This is a genomic window from Cupriavidus basilensis (assembly GCF_008801925.2).
Taxonomy (GTDB): Bacteria; Pseudomonadota; Gammaproteobacteria; order Burkholderiales; family Burkholderiaceae; genus Cupriavidus; species Cupriavidus basilensis.
Map to the genome: position 1 here is coordinate 3,029,585 of NZ_CP062804.1, position 18,560 is coordinate 3,048,144.

General features: G+C 67.3%; 18 protein-coding genes. 11 read left to right on the forward strand and 7 right to left on the reverse strand.

The genetic code is table 11. From position 1 onward, the window contains the following. Positions 1-22: 22 nt before the first annotated feature. The 3 genes from F7R26_RS34410 (at position 23) to F7R26_RS34420 (ending at position 3,401) form a co-directional block, all read left to right on the forward strand. The gene (locus F7R26_RS34410; RefSeq protein ID WP_150991577.1) at positions 23-757 is read left to right on the forward strand and encodes a DNA/RNA non-specific endonuclease; all 735 of its coding nucleotides are present in this window, start codon (positions 23-25) and stop codon (positions 755-757) included. A 147-nt stretch (positions 758-904) separates the two neighbouring features. Further along, the gene (locus F7R26_RS34415) at positions 905-1,624 is read left to right on the forward strand and encodes a dienelactone hydrolase family protein (RefSeq protein WP_043357103.1); all 720 of its coding nucleotides are present in this window, start codon (positions 905-907) and stop codon (positions 1,622-1,624) included. Between the two features lie 235 nt (positions 1,625-1,859). Then, the gene (locus tag F7R26_RS34420; protein ID WP_150991580.1) at positions 1,860-3,401 is read left to right on the forward strand and encodes a fatty acyl-CoA synthetase; all 1,542 of its coding nucleotides are present in this window, start codon (positions 1,860-1,862) and stop codon (positions 3,399-3,401) included. Positions 3,402-3,411: 10 nt separating this feature from the next. On the opposite strand, the gene F7R26_RS34425 is transcribed toward F7R26_RS34420, so the two are convergent. The 3 genes from F7R26_RS34425 to F7R26_RS34435 form a co-directional block, all read right to left on the reverse strand. Next, positions 3,412-4,092, reverse strand: coding sequence for a type 1 glutamine amidotransferase domain-containing protein (locus F7R26_RS34425; RefSeq protein ID WP_150991583.1), 681 nt, complete (start codon positions 4,090-4,092; stop codon positions 3,412-3,414). Positions 4,093-4,229: 137 nt separating this feature from the next. After that, a complete protein-coding gene (locus F7R26_RS34430) occupies positions 4,230-4,907 on the reverse strand; it encodes an outer membrane lipoprotein (protein ID WP_150991586.1) in 678 nt (225 codons plus the stop codon). A 167-nt stretch (positions 4,908-5,074) separates the two neighbouring features. Continuing rightward, complete coding sequence (locus F7R26_RS34435) at positions 5,075-5,527, reverse strand: MarR family winged helix-turn-helix transcriptional regulator (protein ID WP_150991589.1); 453 nt, start codon at positions 5,525-5,527, stop codon at positions 5,075-5,077. A gap of 202 nt (positions 5,528-5,729) precedes the next feature. Between F7R26_RS34435 and F7R26_RS34440 the strand changes: the two genes are divergently transcribed. Both F7R26_RS34440 and F7R26_RS34445 read left to right on the forward strand, forming a co-directional pair. Next, complete coding sequence (locus F7R26_RS34440; protein ID WP_150991592.1) at positions 5,730-6,299, forward strand: YggT family protein; 570 nt, start codon at positions 5,730-5,732, stop codon at positions 6,297-6,299. Positions 6,300-6,508: 209 nt separating this feature from the next. Further along, complete coding sequence (locus F7R26_RS34445) at positions 6,509-6,787, forward strand: hypothetical protein (RefSeq protein WP_150991595.1); 279 nt, start codon at positions 6,509-6,511, stop codon at positions 6,785-6,787. Positions 6,788-6,974: 187 nt separating this feature from the next. Here F7R26_RS34445 and F7R26_RS34450 read toward each other — a convergent pair whose 3' ends face one another. Next, positions 6,975-7,904: a LysR family transcriptional regulator gene (locus tag F7R26_RS34450; protein WP_150991598.1), complete on the reverse strand. Its 930-nt coding sequence runs from the start codon at positions 7,902-7,904 to the stop codon at positions 6,975-6,977. A 141-nt stretch (positions 7,905-8,045) separates the two neighbouring features. Here F7R26_RS34450 and F7R26_RS34455 point away from each other — a divergent pair, with 141 nt between their 5' ends. Continuing rightward, positions 8,046-8,894 (forward strand): IclR family transcriptional regulator, encoded by an 849-nt coding sequence (locus tag F7R26_RS34455; RefSeq protein WP_150991601.1) that lies wholly within the window; start codon positions 8,046-8,048, stop codon positions 8,892-8,894. A 20-nt stretch (positions 8,895-8,914) separates the two neighbouring features. On the opposite strand, the gene F7R26_RS34460 is transcribed toward F7R26_RS34455, so the two are convergent. Continuing rightward, positions 8,915-9,796: a phytanoyl-CoA dioxygenase family protein gene (locus F7R26_RS34460; RefSeq protein WP_416351357.1), complete on the reverse strand. Its 882-nt coding sequence runs from the start codon at positions 9,794-9,796 to the stop codon at positions 8,915-8,917. Between the two features lie 170 nt (positions 9,797-9,966). On the opposite strand from F7R26_RS34460, the gene F7R26_RS34465 reads away from it, so the two are divergent. From F7R26_RS34465 to F7R26_RS34485, 5 genes are all read left to right on the forward strand, one after another. Further along, complete coding sequence (locus F7R26_RS34465; RefSeq protein WP_150991607.1) at positions 9,967-10,887, forward strand: AAA family ATPase; 921 nt, start codon at positions 9,967-9,969, stop codon at positions 10,885-10,887. 6 nt (positions 10,888-10,893) lie between these two features. Then, a complete protein-coding gene (locus F7R26_RS34470; RefSeq protein ID WP_150991609.1) occupies positions 10,894-11,940 on the forward strand; it encodes a DUF58 domain-containing protein in 1,047 nt (348 codons plus the stop codon). After that, the gene (locus tag F7R26_RS34475; RefSeq protein WP_150991612.1) at positions 11,937-13,970 is read left to right on the forward strand and encodes a transglutaminase TgpA family protein; all 2,034 of its coding nucleotides are present in this window, start codon (positions 11,937-11,939) and stop codon (positions 13,968-13,970) included. Before F7R26_RS34470 ends, F7R26_RS34475 begins: the two co-directional genes overlap by 4 nt. Before the next feature lie 108 nt (positions 13,971-14,078). Then, positions 14,079-14,567 (forward strand): MarR family winged helix-turn-helix transcriptional regulator, encoded by a 489-nt coding sequence (locus F7R26_RS34480; RefSeq protein WP_150991615.1) that lies wholly within the window; start codon positions 14,079-14,081, stop codon positions 14,565-14,567. Beyond that, positions 14,564-16,138 carry an MFS transporter gene (locus tag F7R26_RS34485; RefSeq protein ID WP_150991618.1) on the forward strand — a complete coding sequence of 525 codons (1,575 nt, stop codon included), beginning with the start codon at positions 14,564-14,566 and terminating at the stop codon, positions 16,136-16,138. The genes F7R26_RS34480 and F7R26_RS34485 overlap by 4 nt, the downstream gene beginning before the upstream one ends. 240 nt (positions 16,139-16,378) lie before the next feature. On the opposite strand, the gene F7R26_RS34490 is transcribed toward F7R26_RS34485, so the two are convergent. Beyond that, entirely contained in the window at positions 16,379-16,696 is a 318-nt protein-coding gene (locus F7R26_RS34490; protein ID WP_006164639.1) for a hypothetical protein, read from the reverse strand. A gap of 272 nt (positions 16,697-16,968) precedes the next feature. Continuing rightward, on the reverse strand, positions 16,969-18,432 hold the full coding sequence (locus F7R26_RS34495) for a DegQ family serine endoprotease (RefSeq protein ID WP_150991620.1): 1,464 nt from the start codon (positions 18,430-18,432) through the stop codon (positions 16,969-16,971). Between the last annotated feature and the right edge of the window lie 128 nt (positions 18,433-18,560).

The window sequence follows — 18,560 nt, forward strand, 5'->3', positions numbered from 1 at the left end:
GCTGTAAGGATTCCTTTCCCGCATGAAGACGTTTTTTTTCTCGGTGGCGCTGTGCCTGGCATCTGGCGTGGCGAGCGCTGCCGGTGGCTTTGCCCAATGTCCTCAATTCTTCGCGCAAAACGCGGCCCCCAAGGCACCGAGCTCGGCCGAGCTCAAGCTGCGCCCGCTTTGCTATGACGCCTTTGCAGTCATGCACTCGGGTCGCAGCAAGACCCCGCTGTACGTGGCCGAGCGCCTGTCGCGCGCGCAACTGATCGATGCCAGGGATGAGACGCGAACGAATCGCTTCTTTTCCGATGCGCGCCTGCCCCGCGCCGAGCGAGCGGAACTGGACGATTACAAGGGCAACGAAGGCATCGACCGCGGCCATATGTCGCCTGCCGCCGACCAGCCGACCGCGCAAGCCATGTCGCAATCGTTCACGCTCGCCAACGTGGTGCCGCAATACAGCCAGAACAACCGCAAGGCATGGGCCTCCATCGAAAAGGCCACACGCAAGTACGCCATGCGCGCGGCCGGCGATGTCTATGTCATCACGGGTCCGGTCTTCGATGGCAACGTTCGCACCATCGGCAACGGCAAGGTCTGGGTCCCCACGTATCTCTACAAGCTCGTCTACGATCCGTCGACCAACCGTGCCTGGGCGCACTGGATCGAAAACTCCGACGCTGCCCGGCCGGGCAAGCCGATCTCCTATGGCGAGCTGGTCAAGCGCACCGGCATCGAGTTCCTGCCTGGCGTTCAGCCGGCAAGCTGACGAACCGGGCGCCCGCATGCTGCATGACGGGCGGTGTGACGGGCTGCGGCACGCCCGGCACGTCTGCCCGGACAGTGGCACACTTGCGGTTTGCCGGATATCTGTCCTGCCGATCAACGTCACTGAGTGTCAATGGAGCAAGCAAGCATGCCTAACCACAGCAACAGCCAATGGATCCGCGTTGAAACCGAAGGTGGCGCCTTCGATGCCTACCTGGCCCTGCCGCCCACGGGCAAGGCGGCCAATGCACCGGGCATCGTGCTGGTGCAGGAAATCTTCGGCGTCAATGAACATATCCGCGCGGTAGCGGACCAGTATGCCCTCGACGGCTACGTGGTGCTGGCGCCGGACGTGTTCTGGCGCCTGGCGCCGCGCGTGGAGCTCGGCTATGCGGGCGCGGACATGGCGCGCGCGATGGAGTTGCGCCAGAAGGTGGATGTGGAACTGGCGGTGAAAGACATCGCCGCCACCGCCAAGGCGCTGCGCGGCCAGCTCGGCGCGGGTGCAAAGATTGCGGCAGTGGGCTACTGCTTCGGTGGCCTGATGGCCTACCTGAGCGCCGCGCGCGGCCTGGTCGATGCGGCGGTTCCTTACTATGGCGGCGGCATCCAGAACAATCTGCAGGAAGCCGCCAGTATCAAGGTGCCGGTCCAGTTCCACTACGGCGCGCTCGATGCGCATATCCCGGCTGACGCCGTCGAGAAAGTGCGCGCGGCCGTGGCCGGCAATCGCCAGGCGGAAATCCACGTCTATGCGCAGGCCGATCACGGCTTCAACTGCTGGGCCCGCGGCTCGTATCATCAGCCGTCCGCCGCGCTGGCCCACGGCCGAGCCTTGACCTTCCTGGCCGGCGCGCTGTCCGCCTGAGCCTCGCTTTATCTTCCCCTTGCGCCGGGCGTCCTGCCCGGCGTCTCCCGCCTTCCCCCTCGCCAGGGCGGCTTGCGCCTGTGCCGTCCCGCCCCTATGCTGGCCCCTCGAAGGCCAACGCCACAGCCATGGCATCGTGCTTGCGCCGGGAATGCAATGACGCGATCAAACCCTGCGGCATCGGCTCTCAAGACTTGCTGGACCCAAAAACCATAGAACCATAACGGAGACCACCATGCAGTCAGAGCAGCAGCGCGTCCTGCGCAATACCATCCCCGATGCCCTCGCCCGCGCGGTGCGGCGCAGCCCCGACAAGGTGGCGCTGCGCTTTGGCGAACGCAGCTGGACCTATCGCGAACTCGAGGCCGCGGCGGCCAGCGTGGGCGCCGCGCTGCAGCGGTGGGGCCTGCGCCCCGGCGACCGCGTGGCGGCGTTCGGCAAGAATTCGGATGCCTACGTGCTGCTGTGGCTGGGCTGCCTGCGTGCCGGGCTGATCCATGTGCCGGTGAATTTCTCGATGACGCGCGGCGAGGTCGAATACATCGTCGCTCAGTCCGGCGCCAGCGCGCTGTTCGCCGACCCGGCGCTGGCCGCGCACGTCGAAGGACTGCCTTGCCCGCTGCTTGGGAGCCTCCATGGCGGCGGCCAGCGCGACGTGCTGACGGCAGCCAAGGGCCCCGCCGGGGAGATCCTCGCCACCCTCGACGACGCCATGCCGGCGCAGATCCTCTACACCTCAGGCACCACGTCAGCGCCCAAGGGGGCAGTGCTGACGCATCGCGCCTTGCTGGCCGAATACATGAGCGCCATCGCCACGTGCGACATCAAGCCGGAGGATGACGCGCTGGCTGCGCTGCCGCTCTACCACTCCGCGCAGATGCATGTCTTCCTGATGCCGCTGCTGCTGATGGGCGGCAGCATCCTGCTGGCGCAAAGCCCCGAGCCGGGCTTCTGCCTGCGCACGGTGCGCGAGGCTGGCATCACCAGCTTCTTTGCGCCACCCACCGTGTGGATTGCGCTGCTACGCCACGCGGACTTCGATCCGCGCCAACTGGTCTCGCTGACCAAGGCCTATTACGGTGCCTCGATCATGCCGCTGCCGGTGCTGCTGGAGCTGCGCGAGCGCCTGCCCGCGCTGGGCTTTTTCAACTGCTACGGACAGAGCGAGATCGGCCCGCTGGCCACGGTACTCGGCCCCGAGGAGCACCGCGAGCGGCCCGCTTCGGCCGGGCGGCCCGTGCTGAATGTGGAAACCCGCATCGTCGACGAAAAGATGCAGGACGCCAGACCCGGCGAGCTGGGCGAGATCGTGCACCGCTCGCCACAGTTGCTCACCGAGTACTGGGACAAGCCGGAGCAGACCGCCGAGGCCTTCAGCGGCGGCTGGTTCCACTCGGGCGACCTGGGCTATATGGACGAGGGCGGCTACCTGTATGTGGTGGACCGCATCAAGGACGTGATCAATTCCGGGGGCGTGCTGGTATCCAGCCGTGAAGTCGAGGAGTGCCTGTACCAGCATGAGGCTGTGGCGGAAGTCGCCGTCTTCGCGCTACCGCATCCCAAGTGGGTGGAGGCCGTGGCGGCTTGCGTGGTGCTCAAGCGCGAGGCGCGCGCCGAGGAGGAGGCGCTGCTTGCCCATGCCCGCGCCGCGCTGGCCCCGTACAAGGTGCCCAAGCGCATCGTGTTCGTGCCCGACCTGCCGCGCAACACCGCCGGCAAACTGCTCAAGCGGCAATTGCGCGAAGATTACGCGGACTTGTTCGGGGCGGGCGTGTAGGCGAAGGCCATCAAGACTTCAGCAACGTCAGCAAGGCCTCGGCCGCTGCGGCCGACGAAGCAGGATTCTGTCCGGTCACGAGCCGCTGCGCCACCAGCGCGTAGCTCTGCCAGTCGGCCGCCTTGCTATAGTGGCCGCCCAGCCGCTTGAGTTCATCCTCGACCAGGAAGGGCACCACCTCGGTCAGCTGGACGGCGGCCTCCTCGGCATTGGAAAAGCCAGTCACTGCCTTGCCCCGCACCAGCGGCTCACCGTCCGGGCCACGCACGTGGCGCAGCACGCCGGGCGCGTGGCACACGGCACCAACCGGCTTGCCGGCGGCATACATGGTCTCGATCAGCGCAATGGAGGCGCGATCCTCGGCGAGGTCCCATAACGGGCCGTGGCCGCCTGGATAGAACACAGCGTCGTAGTCGCCACCCTTGACCTGCGCGAGCTTTAGCGTGCTGGCCAGGGCGGCCTGGGCCGCGGTGTCCTTGCGGAAGCGTTCGGTGGCTTCGGTCTGCGCATCGGGCGCGTCGCTCTTCGGGTCCAGCGGCGGCTGGCCGCCCTGGGGCGAGGCCAGCGTGATGTCGGCCCCGGCATCGCGGAACACATAGTAGGGCGAGGCAAACTCTTCGAGCCAGAAGCCGGTTTTCTTGCCGGTATTGCCCAACTGGTCATGCGAGGTCAGAACCATCAGGATCTTCATGCTGTGCTCCTTGTTGTGGGATGAACGGCGCCAGGCGGGAAAGCGGGTGCGCTATGCGCGGCCGCCTCTCCGCCCGGAAACCCTGACACCCTTAGACCATAGACCCTGGACAACAGAAGATCCGGGCAACCCCATCGTCAGTAAGGCATTGCCACGCCGTTCTGCACCTTCACCCGGTCGCCGTTGCGCAGGTTGTACGGCGTCGACTGGGTCAGCGTGAGGTAGCCGTTGTCGGTGGTGCGCACGCGGATGCGGTACGCGGGCGGCGCCGTGTTGGCGCGCTTCTCCACCTCGTTGCCGGCTACCGCGCCGACCACCGCGCCGCCGATGGTCGCCACCGTATTGCCGCGGCCGCCGCCCACCTGGTGGCCGAGCAGGCCGCCCACCATGCCGCCGATCAAAGTGCCGGCGACGCCGCCGCTAGCCGGCTGCCCCGGCAACATCTCGATGGATTCAACCTGGCCATAGCGCACGCCGTAGGCATCGTTGCCGTAGGCAGCTTGCGGCTGGCTCGCCTGGGGATAGCCGGCTTGCGGGTAACCCTGTTGCGGATAGCTCTCCTGTACCGGCGCCTGCGGGTAGCCCGATTGCGGGTAGTCGGCCTGCGGGTAAGCGGGCTGCTGGTAGCCCTGCTGCGGATAAGCCACGGGGTAAGCGCCACCCGCCTGCGTGCTGCTGCCATACGCGCCCGAATTGCCATAGGCCCCGTAGCCACCGTACCCGCCGCCATATGGCGCGCTCACGCAGCCGGCCAGGGCGCCCGCTGCAAGCAAGGCAAGCGCGGCGGTACGAAGGGGGAAAGAAGGGAAAGGCATCGGGAAAACTCCTGCGGTAGCAACGCGAGTGGGAATGCGCGCGAGTCTAGGGCCGCAGGGGCGCCTCGGGTGTCACCGAGGCTTGTGATTGGTAACCGCCTGTAACGGGGAATGCCTGACGGGTTAAAAAAACGCCGTTGCCCGCTTCAGCAGCGCTTCACTGGCGCTCAGGCGCGCTCCGCGCCGTCGTCGTTGAAGGCAGTGAGGCGTGCTACGCGGAAGGTGCCGCGCAGCGACTCCAGCTCGCTCCGGTGCAGCATGGCCAGCCGGTTAAGGAAGCGCTCGCCCTTGGCCATCAGGTGGACCTCGACAATGCGGCGGTCATCCGGGTTGGCCTTGCGCTTGACCAGCCCAGCCGCCTCGCAGCGATTGACCAGCGCGACCACGCCGTGCTGCTTGGCCTGCAAGCGCTCGGCAAGCTCGCCGATCGATGCCCAGTCCTTGCCGGCACAGCCGCGGATATGCAGCATCAGCAGGTATTGCTGCACGGTCAGCCCTTCGCTCTGGGCAGCATCTTCTGAAAACCGCAGGAAACGCCGCAGTTGGTAGCGAAAATCGGAAAGTGCCTCGAAATCCTGCTTGGCAAGCGGGGATTTGGATGCGGCAGGCTGGCGGGTCATAAGGGGCAGCGTCTGGGCGCTGGGGAACTTGGCTCGACGCCTATTATAGGGGCTGCCCCCGGCGGTCCCGCAGGCGTGCGGCAGTGTCAGGTTCCGGGGCCAGGCCAGGGTTTCGACCAGCGCTGGTGCGGGTATGGCAGAATCTGTGCATTCGCAGACACTCCTGACTGCAGACATCACACTTCCACCGGAACCGAAACCGATGTTCTCGGAAATCGCCCTTTTCCTGCTCGATACCGTCTTCAGCTTGTTCGGCATGGCGCTGCTGCTGCGCCTGTGGATGCAATGGACACGGCTGCCCACGCGCAACCCCGTCTCACAAGGCGTATTCCAGGTCACCGACTGGCTGGTGCGGCCCTTGCGCCGGTTCATCCCCGGCCTTGGCGGCATCGACTGGGCCACCGTGATCGGTGCCTGGCTGACCGCCCTGGCGTTCCTGCTGCTGGTGCTGCTGGTCTCCGGCGCCGACCCGCTGGCCTACCTGCCGCTGATCCTGCTGATCGCCGTGCTCAATGTGCTGAAGTGGGGTATCAGCATGGTGATGTGGGTCACGCTGCTGATGGCGATTCTGTCGTGGGTCAACCCGCACTCACCCGTCACGCCCGCCATCAACCACCTGACCGAGCCGCTGCTGCGCCCGATCCGCCGCGTGATTCCGCGCCTGGGCGGCTTCGATATCTCGCCGCTGGCGCTTTTCGTGATCGCGCAGATCCTGCTGATGATCATTGCCCGCCTTGGCGCGGGATTGTTCGGCGCGCGATTTGGCCTCTGAAGGCCTCTGAAGGCCTACAAAGACCCCTGAAGGTCTTTGAAGGCCCCTCCGGCAAGGGATGCCGATGAATGCCCCGGGCCCACACCCGGGGCATTGTTCATAGTGACGAACAGTGTTTTGGTGATTGACGCTTTTTCCTGGGCAGCTGTAGGCATACATTACGGCCAACGTGGAACACACCACGATATGCCCGAAGGAAGAAAAGCATCATGAAGACCCTCGCACAACCCCGCACCCTCGCCGTTTCCCTCCTCTGCGCCATCGGCCTGTCGATGGCCGCTGCCTCCGCGCACGCCAGCACGCCGGTTTCCGACCTGGCCCGCCTCGATGGCAGCATCGGCCGCACGGTCGACGCGTTCACCGACGGCGCCCGCAACGGCCCGCGCGACCCGTTCACCGACGGCGCCCGCAGCGGCCCGCGCGACCCCTACACCGACGGCGCCCGCGGCGTGAACGAGCCTCGCAGCAGCTTCAGCGACGGCGCCTGAGCGCAACCTGGCATTCGCCAGGTATGGAAGAGACAGCTAGATAGGTAGAAATAGTCAGAGATAGCTAGAGATAGTTAGAGAACGTCAGCAAGTGCTCACGATGTGAGCAACATTGTCAGCGCGGAAATGGGCAGGCCTGCCAGCCGCCCACCCCCAACCGCAATGACCCCCACAGCCGCGCCAGCCCTTACGGGCCGGGCGCGGCTGCGTCGTTCCGGTCCTGCAGTTCGGAGGCCATCATGGCTTCCACCGCCTCCATGAAGACGCGCACCTTGCGCGGCTGCAGCCGGCGATCGGGCAGCAAGGCAAAGACCCGCAGCGGCGGCGGCGGGTAGTCCGGCAGCACCTTCACCAGCCGTCCCTGGGCGACTTCTGCTTCGCAATAGATCAGCGACAGCCGGGCAATGCCAAGGCCGGCCAGGGCGCCCTGCAGCCGCAGCTCGGCGTTGGCGGTCTGCATGCGCGGCCGGATCGGTACCGCCACACGCTCGCCATCGCGGGTAAATTCCCACATGCCATCACCGGGCGTGGTCAGGGTTGGCAGGTTGGCAAGGTCTTCGGGCTGCAGTTGCAGCGGCAGGCCGGCGGCCAGCGCCGGCGCCGCGAACAGGCCGCGCTCCACATGATAGATGCGCCGCGCCACGGTCCCGGAATCGGGCAGGTCGGCATCGACCGCGACAAAGGCGACGTCGAATCCGTCACGAATGGGATCGACCATGCCTTGCGAGATCTCCACCTTCACGTCCAGTGCGGGGTGGGCCGCCAGCGTGCGGCAGATCACGCCACCCAGTTGCTGGGCGCCAAACTCGTATGGCGCGGCGATGCGCAGCACGCCTTGCACCCGCTCCTCGCGCGCCAGGGTTTCCTGGCGGATCTCACGCAGCCGCGCGAACAAGGGCGCCACGTCGCGGTACACCGCGCTGCCGGCGTCGGTCAGGCGCATGCGCCGGGTTGTGCGCTGGAGCAGCTTGGAGCCGATGGCCGACTCAAGCCGCGCAACTGCCGCCGAGACCCGGGACTTGGGGCAGTCGAGCTGCTCGGCCGCAGCCGTGAAAGTGCCTTGCTCCACCACGCAGCAGAAGGCTTCCCAATCGTTCCACTGGATTGTCTCGTTCACCAGGCGATGTTTCCTTTACAAGCTATGTTTCCCAAACGCGCGACATTATGCGCGCAGCGGGCGCGCCACTGGCGCGCACCCCGCATTTCCTCTACCCTTTCGGCCTTTCCGTGTGTATTCGGCAATCAGCCGAACCAACCGATGGCCAGCCCTGCCGCTCCCGACAATTCCGACCACCCGGCCACGGATGCTTCCGTGGCGCCCGCCGCCGCGCCGGGCCCGGAGAAGCCGAGCGATACCTATGTGCAGTCCTTTGCACGCGGGCTCTCGGTCATCCGTGCCTTTGACGCGCAGCACCCCGCCCAGACGCTGAGCGAGATCGCTCAGGCAAGCGGCCTGACGCGCGCCGGCGCGCGGCGCATTCTGCTGACCCTGGTCGGCCTGGGCTACGTGCGCGCCGATGGCCGCCTGTTCCGCCTGACCCCCAAGATCCTCGACCTGGGCTTCGCCTACCTGACCTCGATGCCGTTCTGGAATCTGGCCGAGCCGATCATGGAGGCGTTGTCGCAGGAGGTGCGTGAAAGCTGCTCGATCTCCGTGCTGGACGGCACCGAGATTGTCTATGTGCTGCGGGTGCCGGCGCGCAAGATCATGACGATCAACCTGTCCATCGGCAGCCGGCTTCCGGCCTATTGCTCGTCGATGGGCCGCGTGCTGCTGGCCGGCCTGCCGCTTGAGGAGCTCGACCGGGTGCTGGGCGCCAGCGAACTGCGCGCCCGTACCAGCCGCACCGTCACCGATCCTGCCGAGCTCAAGGCCATCATCGCCGGCATCCGCACGCGCGGCTGGGCCCAGAACGACCAGGAGCTGGAAGAAGGGCTGGTCTCGCTGGCCGCGCCGATCCGCAACCGTGCCGGCCAGGTCATCGCCGCCATCAATATCAGCGGCCAGGCCAACCGCACCAGCGCCGACGACATGGCCAGCAGCTTCCTGCCGCCGCTGCTGGCCGCCTCCGAGAAAATCTCGAACCTGATCAGCCTGCGGGGCTGATGCGTGATGGGCCAGCGCGCTTAGCGCGTGGGCGTTGCCGGCGCGGGCAGCTCGACGCTGCCGAACTCGGCCGAGCGGGTGCCCGGCAGCGGATGGTTGCCGGCACCGTGGTAGGCGAAGGCGACCGACAGCTTGACCGCTTCGGAAACGTTCTGGCCCGCGCTATGAAACAGCCGGCTATCGAACAGCAGCACGTCGCCGCGTTCCAGGGCCAGGGGCCGCACGCCTTGCAGCATGGCCTGGCTGGCCGGATGCGACTCGATCAGGAATTCGGCCGCATCGAGCTGGCCGGGTTCGAGCGCGACGGTGTGCGAGCCGGGAATCACGCGCAGCACGCCGTTGCTCTCATCCTCCCTGCCCAGCGCCAGCCACACCGTCACCAGCTCAGGGCGGGCAAATGACCAGTAGCGGGTATCACGGTGCCAGCCGGTCTGGCTGCCATAGTGCGGATGCTTGGTCATCACGCAGTTGTGGTGCGCGAGAGTCAGGCACACCGGCTCGCCCAGCAAGCTCGCCACCACCTGCGCCACCGCGGGATCGGCGGCCCAGGCACGGAACGCATCGTCGCGCCCATAGGCCTGGCGCAAGCGCCGCACCGTGGCCCCTCCAACGGCGTCGCGACTGGCGGGCGCGCCGGGATAGCCTAGCTCGGCTTCATATTCGACCGGCGCCGCCGCCGCGGCCAGTTGCGCGCGTGCGACCTGCTCGAGCTGGTCGCAGACCGCGGGCGGGGCAAAGCCGCGCAGCACGATATAGCCGTCTGCATGAAAGGCACGGTTGAGTTCGTTCAAGTCTGCAGCGGTCGGGGCGATGGCCGAAGCGATGGAAGCGGCGGAAACCTTGGAAGCCGTGGAAGCCACTTTGGAAGCGGCACCCGGCGGGACAGCAAGCGGGGAGTTCATTGCAGCAGATGAGGGGTTGGCTGGGCCGACAGCTTCGATAATGCCAGAAGCCGGGCGAATCGGCGCGCCCCGCGTATGTCGGGTGCGCGTTGCGTGCGCAAACAGACTGTTCCCGCGCCTGCGCGCGCCGCTACAATGGCCGGGTTCTCCCCCCGACCCGCAGGCTTCACGTGACAGCTCGCCCACGCATCGTCGCATCGCTCTCCGAGGCGGAAGCCCAGCTTGGCCGCATCGTCCTGGGCAAGCCCCGGCAGATCCGGCTGGCGCTGGCCTGCATGCTGGCACGTGGCCATCTGCTGCTGGAGGACCTGCCGGGCGTGGGCAAGACCACGCTCGCCCACGCGCTGGCGCGCACGTTGGGGTTGCAGTTCCAGCGCGTGCAGTTCACCAGCGACCTGTTGCCCGCCGACCTGATCGGCGTCTCCGTCTTCGTGCGCGACAGCGCGGAATTCCGCTTCCATCGCGGCCCCGTGTTCGCGCAGGTGGTGCTTGCCGACGAGATCAACCGCGCCACCCCCAAGACGCAGAGCGCCCTGCTGGAGGCGATGGCCGAGGGACAGGTCACCCACGACGGCGTCACCCATGCCTTGCCGTCCCCGTTCTTCGTCATCGCCACGCAAAATCCGCTGGACCAGATCGGCACGCACGCCTTGCCCGAATCCCAGCTCGACCGCTTCACCATGCGCCTGTCGCTGGGTTATCCCGATCCGGCTTTCGAGCGCGTGCTCTACCTCGGCGGGGCAGCGCCCGCGGCCGGCACGCCAGTGATGGATGCCGAGCAGGTGGCCGCGCTGCAGCAGGCCGCGGCCCAGGTCTATGCCGGCCCGGCACTGGTGGACTACGCCCTGGCGCTGGTGCAGGCCACGCGCGCGCACTCTGCCTTTGCCGCCGGGCTGTCGCCGCGGGCAGGCCTGGCGCTGCTGGCCTGCGCGCGCGCCTGGGCGCTGCTGCACCAGCGCGACAGCGTGCTGCCCGAAGACGTGCAGGCGGTCTTCATGCCGGTAGCGGGCCACCGGCTGCTGCCGTCCGGCGCAGCCGGCGGTGGCCAGGAGGCGCTTACCCGCCTGCTGGCCGACATAGCCATTCCCTGACGCCCGATGGCACGCGGCCGGCCGTTTTCCTCGCCGGGCACGGCATCCCCGGCCGCGCCTGGCCCCAAGCGGCAGGCATGGGCGTCGCCACCCTGGCTGCAGCGCCGTCGCGCACCCCGGCAAGGCGTGGTAACGCTCGACCGCCGTCACCTGTACATCCTGCCCACCCGGGCCGGCCTGGGTTTCTCGGTCCTGCTGATGGCCATGCTGCTGACCTCGCTGAACTACAACATCAGCCTGGGCTTCGCCCTTACCTTCCTGCTCGGCGGCATCGGCATGGCCTGCATGTGGCAGGCCTACCGCAACCTGCTCGACATGACGGTGGCCGGAGCCAGCGCGGCGCCAGCCTTTGCCGGCGAGCCGGCCGCATTCAGCCTGCGCATTTCAGGCAGCGACGCACCGGTGCGCATCGGCGTGGAGGCCAGCCTGCCGGCCCAGGCTGGCGCGCTGCCTGCCCGCCTGAGCCTGGCACGGGATGCCTCCGGCCAGCTGACCTTGCACATGCCCACCAGCCAGCGCGGCTGGCTGGCGCTGCCGCGCGTCACGCTGTCGAGCCGTTTTCCGCTGGGCTTGTTCCGGGTGTGGAGCTATGCCGACCTGCCGCTAGCCGCGCTGGTCTACCCAAAGCCGGAACCTGGCGCACCGCCTCTGCCTTTTGCCGCACAGCCCGACGACGATGGCGCGGCGTCCTTGCCCTCGGACGATGGCACGGATCAGTTGCGGCGCTACCGCAGCGGCGATCCGCTGCATCGCATCGCCTGGAAACATAGCGCGCGCACCGGCCGCTGGCTGAGCCGCACCGGCGAGGCCGGCAGCCTGCCGACCTGCTGGCTGGACTGGCAGGCCCTGCCGCAACAACTCGGCATTGAGGCAAGGCTATCGCGCCTGTGCGCCTGGGTGGTGGCCGCGGGCGACACCATGGAGATCGGCCTGCGGCTGCCCGGGGTCGAGATCCCGCCCGGGCGCGGCGGCGCGCATCGCCGCGCCTGCCTCGAAGCCCTGGCCCTGTGGCCGGGACGCGCCGGTCAAGCCCCGCCGGAGGGCGCACCGTGAAGCTGCCGCCGCGCCCCCTTGCGCACGAAGAGCATGGCCTGCTGCTGGGCCAGCTGGCATTGGTGCTAGCGCCGCAAGCGCGCAGCCTGCCGGTGACCATCAGTGTCTTGCTGGTCTTGCTGCTGGCGTGGCGCTGGCTGTTGTGGCACCAGCGCGCGCCGCTGCCCTCGCGCCTCATGCTCGGGATCATCGCGGGGCTGGTGATGCTGGTGGCCGCCGCACTGGTCTGGCAGGCCGGCGGCAACATGGGACGCGACCTGTCGGTGGCGTTGCTGGGCGCCTTCGTCGTGCTCAAATTGCTGGAGTGCCGGGTGCTGGCCGATGCCACGCTGGTTACCCAGCTGTGCTTTTACCTGCTGCTGAGCCTGTACCTGTTCGACCAGCCATTCTGGCTGGCCTTGTACAGCCTTGCCATTGCCGCCTGGCTGCTGCGCAACTGGCTCTTCCTGGGGCATCCCGAGGCACGGGGCTATCTTGCCGTGTGGCCGTTGCTCGGCCGCCTGACGCTGATCGGGCTGCCCTGGGCGCTGCTGCTCTTTGTCTTGTTTCCGCGCCTGGATCGCCCACTGTGGCGGCTGCCGCAAGCCGAGGCCGTGGCCACTACCGGCATCAGCGACACCATGAGCCCGGGCAGCGTGAGCCGGCTCACCCAGTCGACCGAAGTCGCACTGCGCGCCGACGTGCAAGGCGGCCCGTTGCCGGCCAGTGCCCTGTACTGGCGCGCGCTGGTGCTGTGGCAATTCGATGGACAGACCTGGCGGCCATCGCCCCTGCGGCAGCGGCGCGCGCAGCCGGCGCCGGCCTTGCCGGCGGCCGATGACACGGCTGCGGATGCCGGGCGCGGCGAGACGGTTGGCAACGCCCCGGCCAACGGGATCGTCAACTACAGCATCACGCTGGAGCCCAACCAGCACGCGTGGCTGTTCCTGCTCGACCGTGGCCAGGCGATCGCCCCCGGTGCCGGCGCGGTGATCAATGCCGACGGGGAGTTTTTTACGCGCGACCCGGTCGACCGGCGCCTGCGCTACCGCGCGCGTTCGGCTCCGGCCGCAGCGCAGCCGCTCGATCTGGCGACGCGAGAGCTGGCACTGGCATTGCCGCCGGGCAACCCGCGCACGCGGGAGCTCGCCGCCGCGTGGGCGGAGCAATATCCGGATCCCGCCCAGCGGGCGCGGGCCGCGCTGCGGCTGTTTGCCGCCGAGCCGTTCAGCTACACGCTCTCGCCCTCGCCGCTTGGCCACGAGCAGGTCGACAGTTTCCTGTTCGACACGCGACGTGGCTTTTGCGAGCATTACGCCAGCAGCTTCGTGTTCCTGATGCGCGCAGCCGGCGTGCCGGCGCGCGTGGTCACCGGCTATCTCGGCGGCGAGTACAACCCCATCGGCGGCAATTACATCGTGCGGCAGGCCGACGCCCACGCATGGGCGGAAATCTGGCTCGAGGGACGCGGCTGGGTGCGCGTCGATCCCACCAGCGCGGTGGCGCCAAGCCGGGTCGAGCGCGGCATCGACGCCGCGCTGGAGGCCAGCGAGATCGAAGCGCTGCACGCGATGCGAGACCCGGGCTGGCTGCGGAACCTGCGCTGGGGCATGGACGGCATGGTCTACACCTGGCAGCGCTGGGTATTGCAATACGATCGCGGCCAGCAGGCACGGCTGATGCAGCAGCTCGGCATCGGCGACAGCGTGCCGCAGGTCCTGCTGGGCGGACTGGCGGCGCTGAGCCTGCTGGCGCTCGTGCCACTCGTGCTCAGGCGCCGCCGGATCGATCCGGTGCAAGCCGCCTACGCGCGCTTCTGCCGCCAGCTGTCACGCCACGGTTGCGTGCGCTCACCGTCCGAAGGGCCCCAGGATTTTGCAGCGCGGGCCGCCCACGCCCTCCCGACTGCGGCGCTGGCAGTGCAGGACTTCAGCGATCGCTACACCAGGCTGCGCTACGGCCGCCTGGCACCGGAGCAGCGCTCGGCCGAGCTTGCCGGGCTGCGTCTGGCGCTGCGGCGGCTTTGCCGTCACCTCGCTCGCCGAAGATAGCGAGCGCCGGGAGGCATCGGCACCCGACTTGTTTCAGATGATATAATTACGTTTGTAATTATATTGCCGGAACGGCTCCGTTGCTCCGGCATCACCTGACTCCCCGCCATGTCCTTCGAAGACCGCATTGACCGCTTCTGCGCGGGCCATCCGGAAGCGCCGCGCGACCTGATCCTGGCTTCCCGGCTGCTTATGCGCACCGCACGTCTGTTGCGCAGCCACATCGATCGCGCGCTAGCGCCCTTCGAGCTGGACCTGCAGCAATACCTCGCCATCAGCCTGCTCGCCACCGACGACAACCAGCCCAGCCTGCCGTCCGAGCTCGGCATCACCCTCGACGCCACACGCACGCAGATGACCCGGCTGATGGACGGCCTCGAAGCGCGCGGCCTGGTGCGCCGGCACGCCTCGGCGCAGGACCGCCGCAGCACCGAGCTGGTACTGACAGCCGCCGGCCACCGCATGCTGGAGCGTGCCGCCCCTGCCGTGCACGCGGCCTACGCCGAGGCCTGGGGGCCGGTAGGCGAAAGCGGCCTGGCCGCTGCCACACGTGCGCTCAACCGGATGCACCAGAACCTGCTGACGCGGGAACCATGAAAACCGTGTCTGCGTTACGGCCGCTGCGGCTCGGCCTGCGATGGCTGCGCCTGCTCAGCCACCGGCAGCGCCAGACCCTGGTGATGTTGCTGCTTGCGCTGGCCACCTCGGTGGAGTTCCTTGAGAACATCATGTTCGTGTTCGCATCGAGCCATATCGTTGGCGGCGTCGATGCCGATCCGCGCAGCTTCGCCCTGGTCCAGGCCGCGTACGCCGTGGGCAGCATGTTGATGATCCTCAAGCAGCAGTGGCTGGCGCAGCGCTTTGGCTATCGCTACTACCTCACCGGCGCGCTGTTGATCTTCATGGCGGGCACGCTGGCGGCGGCCACCAGCCATTCGCTACCGCAGCTGGTGGGCGCGCGCTTTGTACAGGGCGTGGGCGGCGGGGCGCTGTTTACCAGCTGCCGCATCCTGGTCAATGTGATGTTCGCGCCGGCCGACCGGCCGCGCGCTTCGCGCATCTTCATGCTGGGGATCTTTGCCGCCTCCGCGCTGGCGCCCGCCATGGCAGCTGAGCTGATCGAGCGCGGCGTGTGGCAGGACGTGTTCTACGGCGTGCTGCCCTTCGCCGCGCTGGCAACGCTGGGGGCGTGGCTGCTGCTGCCGGACGCCGAGCCGCGCGAGGACGATCCCGGCCCCGCGCTGGGCCCGCTGCTACTGTTCGGCGCAGCGGTGGTGACCCTGCAAGCCGCCATGACGGAGGCGCGCTTCGATATCTTCTCGCACCCGCTGCGGCTGGCGCTGATCTGCGCGGCGGGTGTCGGACTGCTGACGGGGTTTCTCTGGCAGCAATGGCATCACAGCACGCCGGTGCTCCATCTGCGCGCGCTGCGCAATCCGGTCTACCTGACCGGGCTGGCCATGTATTTTGTTTACTACCTGATCAGCAACCTGAGCAGCTACGTGTTCCCGATCTACGCCGAGCAGGCGCTCGGGCTGCCGCTGGCGACCACCGGCTGGCTCAACACCTTTGCCGCCACGGTCAGCCTGGCCGGGATCTTCGTCTACCTGCGCCTGGCCCCAAAACTGCCGCACAAGAAGCCGCTGATGGCAAGCGGCCTGCTTCTGATGGCCGGAGCCACGTGGTGGTTTTCGTCGATGCCGCCCAACGCCGGCCCGTCGGCGCTGGCGTGGGGACTGGTGGGCAAGGGCCTGTTTGGCGTGATGGTCATCATCCCGATTGCCGGCCTCACCTTCCGCTCGCTGGCCGGCGACGATTTCGCCCACGGCTACCGCAGCAAGAACCTGCTGCGCCAGATCGCCGCGTCCTTCGCGTCTGCGCTCGGCGCCGTGCTTTTGCAGAACCGGCAGTTCGCGGTACACACGAGCTTGACCGGCGCTCTTGGCCAGCACACGGCCGAGACGCAGCAGTGGATGGCGGCCGCCCAGGCAACCATGAGCGCGCGTGGGCTGGATCCGGGCCATGCCTATCAAGCCGCGCTGGCGCAACTTGCCGGCCTGGTCGATACGCAGGCCAGGCTGATTGCCTGCGAGGATCTGTATCGGCTGATCGCGGCACTTGCCCTGACGGCTGCAGTCTTCATGCTGGCGCAACGCCGTCTCGATTGAAGCGCGCTTGGTGCAAGACTGGGAGTTGGATGCCGGGGCGCGTGCAGATCTGTCTGCCGCACAGGCTACGCAGTGTCGGCCCGAGGGGCTGGAGCAGCGTGTTGGATCTGGTAAATCTGGCTGAATCTGGCTGGCATGCCGGAGCGGATCGCTCCGGGGAGTCGCGGCGCGGGGCGCGCGCGGCTGTCGCTTTCCGAGAAAGCGTCGGGTCGGCTAGTTAATCGGTTCTAGTGGCTCTAGTCAGAACAGAGCGAGCTGGCGCATGCCAAAGCCGATGGTCTCTTCCACGCGCATGCGGGCGTGAGCGAGCGAGCCCTCCGCACCGGAGTAATTGCCTGCGGCCCAGTGATAGACCACCGGCATGTCGCCACGATCGGACAGGCGAACTTCGCCCAGTTTCTCGCCGCGCTCATTGCGGTAGAAATGCGAACGGTAGCCACGCTCCCAGTGCGGGGCTTCAGCTTTCTTGCGTCGGCGCGGGGTGGGCGAGGCTTGCGGCAGGCGCCGCGCTCTCTCGGTACCCGTGGTCGCGGACGCGCGGGTGAAATCCAACTGCATAGACTTCCTTGTGTCATCGAGTCTGCAGGACAATTTCGCATTAATGGCCCGGGATGGTCAAGGCCGTTGCTGCGTGTCCTGCTTCGCAGTCGAGATGATACCTGTTACCGCGCGTTCTGGCAGCCCTATTGCACCGGAATTCGGCGTCCACTAAGGCTTGGCGGGCCGACACGTATACCTTCGCGCCGGCCCGTCCGCCATTTATGCCGAGGTTAACTCGGGGGTTAACTTCGCGGTTAACTCCGTGACTAACTCCGTGGCCGCCTTTGCAGTTAACCCAGGTCCAGAGGGATAAAGATACGGGCATCGTCACGTTGCACCAGCAGTGCAACCTGCTTGCCGGACTTCGCTACCAGGGCCCGCAACTGCTCCGCCGAGCTGATCGGCGTGCCATTGATGGACAGGATGACGTCACCCGGCTGGATGCCCACCTTGGCCGCAGGGCCAGCGACATCTTCGACCACCAGCCCGCCGTCTATCCCGCTGTCCCGCCTCTCGGTCGGGCTCAGCGAGCGGACCGCCAGGCCAAGCTTGCCGCCGGCGTCATTGGCGGGAGTCTTGCCGGCAACTGCCGCATCCTTGGCCGTGCCGACCTTCACCGTCAAGGTCAGCGGCTCGCCCTTGCGGATCACCTTCAGCGAAGCCTGCGTGCCCGGCGCGAGGTCGGCCACATGCTCAGGCAAGTCTCCGGAATGGTCGATCACGTCGTTGCCAAGCTGCACGATCACGTCGCCCGGCTTGAGGCCAGCTTTGGCGGCGGGGCTGTCCGGCTCCACCGAGTTGACCAGCGCACCGCTAGGCTTCGGCAGCCCGAACGATTGCGCCAGGGCCTGGTTGACCTCCTGCACGCCGATGCCGAGACGGCCGCGGGTGACCTTGCCATGCGCCACCAACTGCGCCTGCACCTTGGTGGCCACGTCGATCGGAATCGAGAACGACAACCCCTGGTAGCCGCCAGTCTGGCTGTAGATCTGCGAATTGATACCGATCACTTCGCCCCGCTGGTTGAACAGAGGGCCGCCAGAGTTGCCGGGATTCACGGCCACATCGGTCTGGATGAATGGCACATAGGTGTCATCGGGCAAGGAGCGCGATTTCGCGCTGACGATGCCGCCGGTGACCGTATTCTCGAAACCATAAGGCGAGCCGATGGCCAGCACCGGCTCACCCACGCGTACGCGCGAGGGGTCGCCCAGGCGCACGGTCGGCAGATCCTTGGCGTCGATCTTGATCACCGCGACATCCGTTTGCGCATCGGCACCCAGCACCTTGGCCTTGAATTCACGGCGGTCGGTCAGCTTGACCGTCACTTCCTGCGCGCCATCCACCACGTGCGCATTGGTCAGGATCAGGCCATCGGGGCTGACGATAAAGCCCGAGCCGAGGCCACGCACAAGTTGCTGCTGGCCATTCTGCGGCCCTTGGAACTGCGGGCCGAATCGCTTGAAGAACTGGAACAGGGGATCATCCGGGTCCATGCCCTGCGGTACCTGTGCCGAAGCACGCTGGGCGCGCGCGGTAACACTGATATTGACTACTGCCGGACCGTACTGGTCGACAATGCTCGAGAAGTCGGTGGGCGCGGCAACGGCCAGGGGCTGGGCCGAGGCCGTTACGGGTGCCTGCGCGGCATATCCCGGCGTGATGACTTCCTTCTGCAGATAGGTGTATCCCCCGGCGAGAGCGGCCAGGGCAGCAATGCCAATGGCGGAGCGTGCAAGCGTCTGGCGAATCATGGCGTTTTTCCTTTCTTGGTTACCTCAGGCGTCCGGGCTATCTGGACGCGACAGGACCATCCTAAAGGCCGATCCTTAAACCAGACTTAAGGACGCGTGGAAGGCACTGCCGGGATCAAGAAGGATGC